The organism is Halocatena salina (assembly GCF_023115355.1).
GTDB classification, from domain to species: Archaea; Halobacteriota; Halobacteria; order Halobacteriales; family Haloarculaceae; genus Halocatena; species Halocatena salina.
The window spans coordinates 90,437-103,520 of record NZ_CP096021.1 but is presented as its reverse complement, the minus strand read 5'-3'; the positions used below and the strand labels follow the sequence as shown (position 1 = coordinate 103,520).

Here is a 13,084-nt window from a genome sequence, read left to right as displayed (position 1 = left end):
ACACACTCTACGTAGTCCTATCCGGAAATTCCGGAACCACCGCCCCCGTACTTACACTTCGAATCAAAGTACATCCCTCTCAACGCATGACAGCCACCCCGGACACGACGCAAGCGGTGCTCAGCTCTGTCCGAGAGTCACATCCACAGTGGCCGTACGCAGATTCTCACGACACAGTGAGCAGTGAGCCGTGGCCGCTCGCATGGGATGCCGCTGCATTCATCGAAGAATGGTTCACCCACCTCGCTCACAACAACCTAGAAGAAGCACTCTGCCACCTCCCGTTGGACCCTTGGAAGTTCGGATACGACATTACTGAGTGGCACGATAAGCGAGAGCCCCAAGCATTACTCAGGGCACACCTGCTCCGTATTGTCAAAGGGTGGGGCGGTGAGACCGCGCTTATCGACTACCTCAACGACAATCCAGAGCTGGTGAAGTCCCTTGGATTCGACAATGGAAGGGCGTCGAAATCAACGCTGTGGCGTGTCTGGAACGACGGCAGACTCACAGACACCCACAAGCAAGTCATTCGGACCATCGGGCAGGTGCTCGTGAACGTCGTACGTGAGCATGACGTGCCTGCACCTGACGAGGTGTTCCACCCGGACCCGAGTGTCGATGCTCCCGAAGACGTGACGCAGGATGACTCCACGGTTCGGGATCGCACGATAGCGAACACGCGGAAGGTGTGGAAGCACGGGAAGCCGATGTTGACCAAGAACTACTCTCTTCCACGTGGGGTGAATACTGAAATCCACGAAAACACGTTTTTCGAGGGACACACATTCATCGGGTCGCGCGAAGAGATGTACGCGGAAGACGGGACGTGGAATTTCGCAGCCGAAACCACGCGCGACCGCGTCCAGACCGGCAGCACGCACCGGTATCACTTGCAGAAAATCGGTCCGGATGCCGCACGGCAAATGCACCGCGATACAACCGAAGCGTTGATCGAACGAGCGCGGCGAGACTCGGAACTTGTTAGCGGGGTGCTCGCCAGTATTGACATTACGGAGTCGAACCCGTACCGGGAAAATACGAAACTCGAATTCGATGAGAACGGGAATCTGGCGAATCGGTGGTTGCTCGGGTACAAAGAAGACGGTGACGATGAAGACGCCCTGCCAGACCTGTACTTCCAGTGGGCAAGCATCCAAATCGTCGGGTTAGATGTCCCGCTCGTCTTGGATGCACTTCCGGTGCCTCGGGGCCTTTCGCGGGCTGCAATTGTCGATCTCCTGTTAGAGTCGGCCACTGATATGGTTGATATTGAGTTGCTGATGATGGACCGTGAATTTGCTCACGACGCGGTGAAAGACGTGTGCGAAGAGCACGATGTCTGGTATCTGAACCCGGGGAAGATGCAGTCGAGCGAACGCGCGAAGTGTACTCGCCTTCGTCGCCAGGGCAAGCTCGTCCATATCAAGCGTGATGAATCGCCTACCGACGAAGATACTGGTCGAACGAAGCTTACGGACTTCGTAGACGAAGATGAAGAGCCCGAGGAGACGGAGGATGATGGCCCTGTTCGGAAGTGTGTGTACGTTCCGGCGATGAACGCTGAGCGGACGAGTGATGACGCAGACGACGATGATGATGACGAGTCGGAAGACCCTGAGGAAGATGAGGACGATGAGACTCGCCAGGAATTGCTTGAGGAGTTTGCGGAGGTGACTGATGAGGAGGTGGAGAATGTTGGGCGGATGTTTGGTGACGTGATCGACGAGGTCCGTGAAGAGGAAGAAGACCGCGAGTTGCCAGGGAATGAGGAAGACACGCGGCTGTATATGTTGTTCGAGACGAATCACCCGGACCTCGAAATCCCGGAAGAAGGAGACGATGGCGATGAGGGGAGGTCGGAGGTCGAGAAGGCCCACATGGTGAGCCGAATCCTTCGGAAGTACAAGCACAGGTGGGGGATTGAGAACGGGTTCAAGAAGATCAAGAGCTTCCGTGTTCGCACCACGTCGATGGATCATGAGTACCGGTTTTTCAACTTCCTCTTCGCCTGCACATTGTACAATGTGTGGCGGTTGGTCGATTTGCTGGTGAAGTTGGAGTTGTTAGCCGAGTCCGAATTCCGGCACAAGCCACTCGTGACAGCTGACCTGTTCCTGACGATTGCGAAGGACTACGTAGGGTTGGACCCGCCTGACTGACGAGTTCGTCTCCGGGTTTGCTTTCTCGTGAGTGGCAACACTTTCTGAACCCCGCAGTACCTACCCTTCTCACCGGTTATTCACCGAGTTCGACCCAAGTGATTCTACAACGAACATAATTGCACGAAGTGTTACTACGTAATAAATCGGCAGAGATAATTCTGAAGCTCGTTTCTCGTGAAACTAGTGATCACTAGCATACAGGATTTGCTATAGCGACATGAAGTTTATACACACCATGCATATCCTTGTGATATCGACCGTTGGTTTTCCAGACTGTCAGCGTCTGGAAACACACAACAAGTATACGCAAGCTGTCTGTATCCCGCTACTAACCGAACATAACTGACTCAGATTCACCCCGAACCACAGCACACCGGCTTCTTCTGGGAAACAACAGCACAATCGTAAGCAACGAGCCAGCACCACTCCCTGAGCGCTCGGATCAGGTCGACGATCCCTCGTAGACTGGATACCCAACACATAAATATATAGTAATATCACATTATGATGGAAGTAGCTCTTAATGACTCAAAACGGATCTCCCGTCACTCGTCGGCAGGCACTTGCGGTCGGCGTCGGTGCGACGATCGGGAGTTTCATGCTCCCGCGAGGGTGGTTTCTCAGCCCTCCCGAACGTACCCCGCAGATCACAACCGGAGCGTGGCCGATGGAGCGACATGACCCGGCACGAACGGGCCACACTCCGGTGGCGAACGGACTGACAGGGACACCGAACGTCTCTTGGCAAGCCACAATCACAGACAACGATGGCAAACGAGCCAACTCGGAACCCTTCCCTGGACCGAAAGCTCGTTCCGCTGGACCGAACCCTCGCTTCGAGTCAGAAACGGTCCCACGCTCGGCAACAAGCAGTTATTCGTCGGGTCTCGCAACCACCTAGCTGCCGTCGATCTGACTGACGGGAGTGCGCAGTGGGGACGTCGAACGAGCGGCACCAGTGCAGTCTTGCGTGTCGGCAAACGGTGTACATCAATAACGGAGACACTGCCGTGGCCCTCGATCTCCGGTCGGGACTCGAACGCTGGAAAACGTCCACTGCCACCGGCGTGCTCCCATACGCGTACGCAGACGGATTCATCGTCGGACTAGCCGGTGACAGTGATCCATCACCCCTCGCAGCGATCAATGTCCCAACCGGGGAAAAAGAATGGACACGTCCTACCGATGACGGCGATACAACGCTGATGGATGATGTCTAAAGTTTAAGCTATATTATCATTGACGATGGTACGGTCGAATACGGTGTCTGGAAAACAGTTGGCGATAACAGGGTGTACGCGGTATGCAAGCCACTTCACAGACGGATCTGCCGGCTCGGTGAAGTCGCGGCGGGCAACCATTATATCCGCATCTCCATGCCAATTGTCGCTGTCTGTCGATCCCGTTCGTCGGGTGTAAGCGGAATCGGAACCACAAGACATACTATTTAATAACATGTCTGTTGGCCATAAGACTTATTATTAATATGAATACACACATATATGATCCGACAGCGCTGGTGTCAACGCTTGAGTGGCGGTAGCGTCCACGGATCATGACACGATGACTAGGAAACGATTAACGATCAGTATAGTAGTAGTAGTGGTGGTCCTCTCCGTCGGCGGCGGCGGTGCGGTGACGACAGGCGTGTTGGCCGAGGAGTCGGACGACGGCGACAGCCGCGAGACCGCCATGGGGATGGCCGCCAACAGTACCGAGACCGGAGCGCTCGACTCAGATGATGTCGACTGGTACGCGTTCGATGTGGAAGCGGGTGAACGGATTTGGGTGCATCTCAAACTTGGTTCCAACGATTCGATCATCAACGAGAACAAGTCTGCACGGTTCGACATCTTCGGGCCGTCCGGCGACGAGGTGAACGAATACCCGAGCGATGTGATGGGTCCAGTCTATCGGCCAAATGCTGGTGCTACCATGCAGGCATTGGGTGGGACGATGGCTCAACAGTCCGGGACGTACTACGTTCGGGTGAAAGGGGAAAATATCACCCAGTACGACCTCACGGTTGAGACCCAGCGACTCGATCAGTACGATCCGAACGAGCAGCCAGCGTCGGCAACCCCAATCGAGTCGGGTGAGACGATCTCGGCAGTGATGAGTGGTCCCGACCGAGATACGTACGCGATCGATCTCGACAAAGGTGAGACGATCAGCGTGACGGCGAGTATGAACGCTCAACTCCTTGGACCGAATGCGAGTGATGCGACGATCACTGGACACCATAACGAGTACGTTGTCACTGATAAGCCGCCCTGGGCCACCCAGCTCAACCACACTGCAAACGCGAGCGGGACGTATTTCATTCACACGTATCCCTACGAGGAAGGGATCGGATCGTATAACATGGAAGATCCCTACGAGCTGTCTGTCAGCGTCTCCGGTGATAATGACAACGAATCGCCAAACGAAGACGATTCGGTGACTGATGATGGACCGACCGAGACACCCGACGAGACCGAACAGACTGACTCGGACGAATCGGTGGATGATGGTGACATTACTGTCGACGATACCACAGACGAGTCATCCATGAACACGGATGGGACCGACCAGTCAGATTTCGAAGAGACGATAGATGATACCGATGCTGACGCCTCCGAACGGTCGGAGTGCGACTGGTAGTCTCGTTGGTGGAGTTCTCTCCGTTCGCCTCGCCACTGCTTACTGGGCAACTGATCGTGGTGCTGCTCGTCAGGAATCAGAACCCTCCCAGTTTCAGCACCGTGGTACTAACACGCTTGCAGCAGCCATCGCTCCGATCACCATACCATACATCGTAAACGTCCCAACAAGACGTGTTGCACAGTTAGTTGTGTTGCGTCTTCGTCGCACACCCAGGAAGGCATCATTTATTATTATATTTATTTCTATTAGTGTTTATGCGGGGATGATCTCAGTCCGGATGGACAATCTAATGGCAGTTGTTCTAGTGCTCTGTTCATTTTGTCTTCCCATACTTGTTGGAGCAGTGTTTGGACTCAATCCTCTCGGTGACGAAGGTGCTGCACTGCCAGCAACACTAACGTCATCAGTTTCAGGGGTACAGTATATTCGTGGTGTGATGCTTCCAGGTCTCTTGTATGGACTTCCTCTCACGATCATAACAACAGCACTTGCGGGCTTTTCAGTCCGTATCAGTTGGATCGTGCTATTGGCTTTGTTATAATAGGTGCTGTCCTGACTATCGCAACGGTTGTAAGTGCTCCAGCGATCGGGATTCGCTTTCCCCGTTTTGACGCACCCACAATTGGACAGAGCCACGAGGCTGTTCGGCCACGTCTGATAGCTATTGGACTTTACTTGATATCCATCTCTGTATTGGGGGGAATCGGGATTCTGGTGTTGCTTATCTCTTCATCGATTCAAGACGTACTCGTGATCCTTAGTGCTGGGAGCGTCGTACTGTCTTCTTATGGAATTCGAGTAGGCGGTCTCATTGGCTGGATCGTTATTACTGTTGGATCCAGCTACCTTCTCTATCGAGATGCAGTCCGTCGATTCGATAACTATACGATCGAATAATATCCGGAAAAGTGATCTTCATTGACGAAACGGGCACATTAGTGAGCAGAGAGAATTTTTAGTCCCAAAACTTCGGCACTGTTGCATCAACCTGATATCCGTCCCCCTGGTTACTGTCAGAGATGAGCGTTCGCCGATCACCGTCCATCGACAGTGGGCCCATGACGTTCGTGAGCAAGATCTCCCGGGTTTCGGTTCGGTAGAGTTCGTACCATTCATCCCCGTCGACGCTCGCGAGAACGACTGAATCCTCTGCGGTGTCGTGCATGGGCGAGTAGCCAAACGGCATGAGACAGAGTTCACGGCCCGACTCGAGGTCTTCACGAATGTGCCATCGGCGTCGGGCGTACATTTCCATCGTGTCATCGTTAGGGTCCGTCTCTATCTGTACGTGTGGACGGACCAGATCGCCCGCTCCGTTTGGCTCGTCGTCAGGTCCTTCGCGTTCCCAGCGAATGATACCCTCTGGGGCTCCATCCGTACCGAAGACGACACAGTCTTTGAATGCCGCCACCTGGGTGATCATCGTCACTCCACCGCGCTCGGTGAGCTCCTTCCATGAGCTACCATGGTCGTTGCTCCAGTAGATCTGTGAGTTTCCGTGATCGCCGACAGCGACCCAAACCCGCTCGGCATACGGATCGTACTCCACGTCGTGGATATGGTTATTAGCGGCATCCATGTCGACTGTTTCGGGCTCAAGCACCAGTTCGAAGCTTTCCCCGCCGTCGGTTGAGAGCAACACCTCATTTGCATGGTTCCCGTTATCGAAGTCCGATCCCTCATAGCAAGAGATTACCACGATATTCTCATGGACGGCATGGCCCATGCTGTTGGAAGTCCGACCCCAGTCAAACTCATAGAGGGTTTCCGATCCGCTGAGATCTTCGTTGAGTAGCTCTAGACGTCCCGTCGTCTCGTCGAAATGGCCACCGATCCCGACGAGTATCCGTCCACTATCGGGAACGATAACTGTCTCGACACGCTCATCCCCAAGCTTCGGATCACCTTCGAACGAGTAGAGCGTCTCGGTCGTTTCCCACCAGTCGTCGCTGACTACCACGTCGGGACCGTCGCGCCCGTACATACGTCCGTTCTGATCGATCCAGACCGGTTGGCCCGCCTCCCGCTCGGTACGAACGTTGAGATCGTAGTGGGTGTACGGCCGGCCATCACCCCCTTCCGGTTCCGGTTCCGGTTCCGGTTCCGGTTCTGTTTCTGATCCGTTCTCTTTAGGATCTGTGCTCCTCGTGTTCCCGGATTCGTCATCCATCGAACATCCTGCAAGTGCGACTCCCGTTCCTACTGTCGTGGCTGTTCGCTCAAGGAATCGTCTTCGATCCATTGATAAATATTCAACTTTCAGCGAAAAGTGCTTTCTCATTGACTACAGATGGTTGAGTTGGATCGGTATTAGCTGTAATAAACCCTATTTTAACTATCTAAATATAATCAATATAATTATATGTGCCAAACTTATTTGGGATGATGATTTTATTTACTGAATTTCACAGAAAATAGAGCACCTCGGCGAGTCGAGCGGGTAAGCGTTTGGCGGAGTATGAGCAGGCACGAACGGTCATGTATGTGATAAATGCATCAACAATACTGAGGTCGTTCGGGCGCGAACAGATCGTTCGTACGCATTCTCCCACGTGGGAGGAACGAATGTCGTACTGGTTCGACAGCGATCACCACCTGGATATTCCACCCGACAACTGAGAGCGTCGCAAATTTGTATCCCTGCTCGGCTCTATCCGACACTCTATCATAGATGACATATAAGTCAGTAGTTATGTACCTCGAAGAGATGCGCGAACGGGGCTTCGACGAGGAGTTCGAGGGGATCGTCACCAACCCGAAAAAGAAACACTCGAACCGATCCGCCTTCCTCGACGAAATGAAGACGTTCGAAAGCTGCGACCGAACCGCCCTATAGACTGACGATGGCTTGGGATCTGTATCGAGGCGTTTCGGTGCTTCAAGTGTCTGACTGCGGTAGTTCGTCCGCGACAGGAGTGGTAGGTGGCTAGAGAGCAGTCGAAGTAGGCGGCGTCAATCGCGGCAACGTCACTAATATCGTGCAACGCCTCAGATTCTACGATCCGAACTGCTACTGTGTGGCGATTACACGCTGGCGATCTGCATACATAGATAGTATCGAGATCTACCTCGAATGCCTACCTCTCACAAGCGTTTACAAATAATATATTATTTGACTAGATACAGTGATACTGGATGATTTCCAAATGGAGACATGAAGATACATATTTACATATATTCTTCCCTATAATCAATATATTGTATAACTTTAAGTAATATTTTTATCCCCATATAATATGGATATATACATCCGAATTACGGAATAATTCGTAGTGACGATACCCCAATGCGGAGATAAGCGAAAATTATCAACGAACCCATGACATACGAACGAAGCAACCAACGTCTAGCGATTGTTCTCGTTTGTGTCGTCACGTTTTCTATGACAGCACCGTTTATCGGTATGCTGGGAGCGGGACAGCAAGCGGGAGACGGTAGTATCAGCAGTACACCTAGTAGTGCATACCAGAACATCGATGATGGACAGGACCATTCCAACCTGAACGGACCTATAGAGCAGTCCACTCGCCCGGACCAACCTGGGGCTACAATCGATCCAGCTCTAACAAAATCTGAGGGCACAGTCACGGTCGTCGTCCGGCTTGAGACGGCTGATGTCCCGATGACGGCCAGTCGGCAAGCGGCGATCCAGTCGCTTAAACGCCACGCCCAGCAGACTCAACGGCCCGTTCTCAGAGTCGCCAACCAGAACGGAGACGGGGTGACCGTCCTCAGTCGACTGTGGATCGCCAACGCAGTTCTCTTAGAGGTCGATAAGAACGACGTCAGTCTGCAGAGCATCGCCCAGATCGAGGGCGTCAAGCGCCTGCACGCCAACTTCGAACTCGGTCTGCCACAGCCTATGACATCGGAGACGGATGATGGAAATGTCGGCACACTGAACACCAACCGGGCTGGAGCTACCGCCACCTACAACACGACTTACGGTCTCGATCAGATCCACGCGACCGAGGTCTGGAACGAGTACGACACCATGGGCCAGGGCGTGAAAGTGGCAGTGCTCGACACCGGCGTCGACATCGATCACCCCGATATCGATCTCTACACCACGAACGAGTCGAACGAGACCTATCCCGGCGGGTGGGCCGAGTTCGATAGTAATGGTACCCGCGTCAAAGGGTCAGTTCCGCACGACACTGACCAGCACGGGACTCACACGAGCGGAACTGTCTCGGGAGGCAATACCAGCGGAGAATACATCGGCGTTGCGCCCGACGTCAGTCTGATGCACGGGTTGGTCCTCCCCGACGGTGAGGGCACGTTTACGCAGATCGCTGCCGGGATGCAGTGGGCGGTTGCCAACGATGCCGACGTCGTCAGCATGAGTTTTGGTTCGTGGGGCTACCACTCGGCGCTGATCGAACCGACGCAAAACATCGAGGCTGCCGGAGCAATTCCCGTGGCCGCTACTGGCAACTTTGGGGGCGGGAACAGCGATTCGCCTGGCAACGTGTATGATGCAGTCGCCGTCGGTGCATCAAACGAAACCCGCGGTATCGCATCGTTTTCAAGCGGAGAGGTTGTGAATACCCCCGAAGACTGGGGTGAGGACGCCCCCGACGACTGGCCTGACTCCTACGTCGTGCCCGACGTTGCCGCGCCGGGGGTGGACGTGAAGAGTGCGATTCCCGGTGACGACTATGCGGAACTCTCCGGGACGTCGATGGCCACGCCCCATACCGCGGGGACGGTCGCGCTGATGCTCTCGGCGGCTGGCGGCGACCTGCCGACAGGTGAGATCAAATCAACGCTCTTCGAGACCGCCTTTAAACCCGAGGAGTGCTCGCCGAGCTGTGACCCACGCGATGGCAATGACACCCGATACGGTGCGGGTATCATCAACGCCACGGCCGCGACCGATCGGGTGGCGGCCCAAAGCGGCATCACCGGCACAGTCACGGATGCGAGCGGTGCACCCATCGAGGATGCGGCCGTTTCAACTCCATCGTTCACAGTCGAAACGAACGCGAGCGGTCAGTACATCCTACGCGCCCGCCCTGGCACCTACGACGTGAGCGCCACCGCGTTCGGCTATGAGAACGCAACGGCGTCGGTTACCGTCGAAAACGGCACCTTCACCACACAGAACTTCACGCTCGTCGATGCGCTCGGCGTGCGGATCGTCAGCGGCCAGCCCCCCGTAGTCGAGGGCGGCGAGAGCGCGTCAGTAACTGCCGAGGTGGCGAATCTCGATACGTACACCGCGGAGCTGACCGGCAACTACAGTCCCACGGATGCGACACTGTACGTCAACGGAATCCAACAGCCGTTCGGCGAACCGATTTTCCTTGGTGGATACTCCGGCGATCTCAACGTCGCCGTCGAGACGACGTCCGGAACGGCCGGCGAACTCTCCGTAACCCACACCTTCCACGGTGAGGGTGATACCATTGAACGGACAACCGGTCCAACTGAGGTGTTCGCGGAGGTCACGGACATCGCGGTCGTCGACTCTGATCAGAATTTCGGTGATCAAGTCGTCACGGTGCTCGAAGAGGAACTGCCCGCTCAGTACCGTATTACGCTCCTCGAGGACCAAAACGCGATGGAGGGGGTCGGTGCGTACGACACGTTCGTCATGCAGGACGTCGACCCGGCCGACCTCAACGTACAGGCGTTCGTCGCGGCTACCGACAGCCCAGCGACCGGTGTCGTCTGGCTCGACAACTGGGGCTCGGACAGCAACGCCATTCGGGAGCTCTCGAACGCAACGGGGGATCCAGCACGCAGGAATCAGAGTAACACCGGCTCCGCGACAGCTATCTACAATGTCACCAAAAGTCACCCGATCTTCGAGGACGTGGCGGAGCCCGGCGAAACGGTTGCTGTTCACAACATGTTCTGGAGCGCTCGAAGCTGGTTCACCAACTACAGCGGGCAGGTGATCGCTACTGTCGGTGCGCCGATCGCGGGCCAGAGCGGCCCGGCGGTAGCCGTCGATCCACAGACCAGAACAGTGCTTGCGGCCACGCTCGGTCGGGCACAGGGCATCGAGAACGAGCATTTCTATGAGCCAGCCGACCAGATTCTGGCGAACGCCGTCGAGTACGCGAGCCGATGCCCACCGGTGTGCTCACCTCGAGACAGCCACCCCAGATCGAACCAGACGAGGATGCGGTTAGTAACAGTCGTAGATGAATAGTGACGACTCAGCCGTTGGAACGGAACCCTGCGTTATCTTGTAAAATGAAATGATATGAAATATTATATAAATAATATAATACGCTATTTATAGTATCTAGAAATTATTTAATATACTGTGATATAAATAGTTGATCCCGCGGCAAACAGTTCCACTTGGGTCCAATTACAACAGTTGTCTCTCTGTCGCCTTCTCGCAGACCGTCGACATCCCGAATCGGTGCTCGTCTACCAGGAAACCGCCGACCGATCGGTGAGAGATTCGATACGCTTACGGACCGGTTCAGTTGGTCTGCTCTCCACACCCTCGTTTCCTGAGTTTCTACGTCGGCGTCATCGAACTCGAGTGGGAATGCCAAGGTATACTGTTCACAACATCAAACGAGCTATGAATGCATGATTCAACCACAGTATGGTGATTCACCCCCATCTGTTCCGTTACTTCTGGACTCCGTGCCGGTCGAGTGAGGCTCCTCACGTACTGAGTTTGTCGACACTCTACCCGAGTCTGTGACGGATCTCGTCCGGATATTGACCTCGTGATTGTAGATCGCTCGTTGCTCGTCACTCAGTGACTGTTCCGACTGGGGGCGCGTTCACCGGATGAGGAAACCCTGCCTGTTGGGATGGAAGCAGGTGATCACCCTCCACAGCAGAGAAACCTTTCAGTGGCTTCACCCCCGAAGTTTCCCTATGGGACGCGATTTGGACGACGTGGACCGCAGTATCCTCTACCTGCTTCAGCGGAACGCCCGTCGGACGACAGCCGAAGAGATGGCTGACAAGGTCGGCGTGTCGGCCAGCACGATTCGCAATCGAATCGATCGACTCGAAGACGATGGGATCATCAAAGGCTATCATCCTGAGATCGATTACGAAGCGGCGAATCTGCCGTTGCAAGTGACGTTCGTCATCTCCGCGACACCAACCAACCTCGTTGAGTTCTCCGAGAAAATCCGCGAAATTCAGGGCGTGATAGATGTTCGTGAGATGTTGACTGGCCGACGAAATATCCATGTCGATGTGGTCGGTACCAGTACAGACGACATTACCACAGTCACCGACACGATCCACGACCTTGGGGTAGAAATCGAGTCGTCAGAGATGATGCGACAGCGCCACGTCCAACCGTTTAACCACTTCTTCCTGCAAGGTACTGAGGAGACAGATGCACGCACAGACAACATAGCAGACGAAGAGCTACCGACTGAGTGAGCTATGGCTGAGTTCGAGATTCCACAGAATAGGGCGCAAATTTTCGTGTTCTCACATCACCTAATATGGAAATCACAATTTCATCACGCGTATTCTGCGAAAATCCGCATTTGATCGTCTACGTTTACAACAATCTTATCTGCGTGCCGGTCCTCTCACTAGTGTGAAGAGATCCTGATGGATGGTTAGCCTTCAGGGTACACTTCTTGGGGCCACAATGAATGACAACATCTTTGACGCGCTCAGAGACGAACACCGTCGAGAACTGCTACTTGACCTGCTCGAACACAACCCACAGAGCGTCACGAACCAGAGCACCGCAGATGGGCAGACAGAGCAAGCGGACGCTGACCGGCAGTTGCAGATAGCGATGTACCATACCCATCTTCCAAAACTCGAAGACTACGGATTTATTCAATGGGATGAGAATAGGAACGAGATCATCAAGGGACCACAGTTTAGGGAGCTTCGCCCACTACTTAAATGGGTGAACGACTCCGGTGAGTGTTGAGTACCTTCAATACTGTCTAGGCGACCAGTAGTGGTATACAGTTGTCCTTCTAAATCAATACATGAGTCCATCGCCACCACGTTCCGTCGATGAATCGCTCAGCAGGAACGTTATCGAGGCAGTCGCCACAGAGATGAATATTCACCCGACAGAACTTTCAGAGCCATTGTACGAGGTCCTCAACCCTGACGCTCTGGATGTTCTGTTCGTAGACAGAGACGGGACGGACGGGAAGGTGACGTTTAACTACTGTGGCTACTCCATAACCGTGACTGCCGAAGGCGATGTTTCAGTCGAAGCATAGATGAATCCACAAAAAGATGTCCGACAGTAATATATCTATGTATTACCTATCTGATGAATTAGCTTGTTGACTTTCCAGAGA

10 protein-coding genes are annotated in these 13,084 nt (G+C 54.2%); 9 read left to right on the top strand and 1 reads right to left on the bottom strand.

The genetic code is table 11. The features are described 5' to 3' along the window. The first annotated feature begins 86 nt into the window (after window positions 1-86). The 4 genes from MW046_RS15705 (at window position 87) to MW046_RS15690 (ending at window position 4,808) form a co-directional block, all read left to right on the top strand. Window positions 87-2,162, top strand: a complete 2,076-nt coding sequence (locus MW046_RS15705; protein ID WP_247995488.1) for a transposase — start codon at window positions 87-89, stop codon at window positions 2,160-2,162. Window positions 2,163-2,688: 526 nt separating this feature from the next. Next, the gene (locus tag MW046_RS15700) at window positions 2,689-3,066 is read left to right on the top strand and encodes a hypothetical protein (protein ID WP_247995487.1); all 378 of its coding nucleotides are present in this window, start codon (window positions 2,689-2,691) and stop codon (window positions 3,064-3,066) included. Between the two features lie 109 nt (window positions 3,067-3,175). Continuing rightward, window positions 3,176-3,385, top strand: a complete 210-nt coding sequence (locus tag MW046_RS15695) for a hypothetical protein (protein WP_247995486.1) — start codon at window positions 3,176-3,178, stop codon at window positions 3,383-3,385. Between the two features lie 385 nt (window positions 3,386-3,770). Continuing rightward, complete coding sequence (locus tag MW046_RS15690; RefSeq protein WP_247995485.1) at window positions 3,771-4,808, top strand: pre-peptidase C-terminal domain-containing protein; 1,038 nt, start codon at window positions 3,771-3,773, stop codon at window positions 4,806-4,808. 958 nt (window positions 4,809-5,766) lie between these two features. Here MW046_RS15690 and MW046_RS15685 read toward each other — a convergent pair. Next, complete coding sequence (locus MW046_RS15685; RefSeq protein ID WP_247995484.1) at window positions 5,767-7,053, bottom strand: beta propeller repeat protein; 1,287 nt, start codon at window positions 7,051-7,053, stop codon at window positions 5,767-5,769. 429 nt (window positions 7,054-7,482) lie between these two features. Between MW046_RS15685 and MW046_RS15680 the strand changes: the two genes are divergently transcribed. The 5 genes from MW046_RS15680 (at window position 7,483) to MW046_RS15660 (ending at window position 13,003) form a co-directional block, all read left to right on the top strand. Further along, window positions 7,483-7,647: a hypothetical protein gene (locus tag MW046_RS15680; protein ID WP_247995483.1), complete on the top strand. Its 165-nt coding sequence runs from the start codon at window positions 7,483-7,485 to the stop codon at window positions 7,645-7,647. Between the two features lie 546 nt (window positions 7,648-8,193). Then, window positions 8,194-10,974, top strand: a complete 2,781-nt coding sequence (locus MW046_RS15675) for a S8 family serine peptidase (RefSeq protein ID WP_247995482.1) — start codon at window positions 8,194-8,196, stop codon at window positions 10,972-10,974. Window positions 10,975-11,666: 692 nt separating this feature from the next. Beyond that, window positions 11,667-12,188: an Lrp/AsnC family transcriptional regulator gene (locus MW046_RS15670; protein WP_247995481.1), complete on the top strand. Its 522-nt coding sequence runs from the start codon at window positions 11,667-11,669 to the stop codon at window positions 12,186-12,188. Window positions 12,189-12,405: 217 nt separating this feature from the next. Further along, window positions 12,406-12,699 carry a DUF7344 domain-containing protein gene (locus MW046_RS15665; protein ID WP_247995480.1) on the top strand — a complete coding sequence of 98 codons (294 nt, stop codon included), beginning with the start codon at window positions 12,406-12,408 and terminating at the stop codon, window positions 12,697-12,699. Window positions 12,700-12,760: 61 nt separating this feature from the next. Continuing rightward, on the top strand, window positions 12,761-13,003 hold the full coding sequence (locus tag MW046_RS15660; RefSeq protein WP_247995479.1) for a HalOD1 output domain-containing protein: 243 nt from the start codon (window positions 12,761-12,763) through the stop codon (window positions 13,001-13,003). Window positions 13,004-13,084 lie beyond the last annotated feature (81 nt).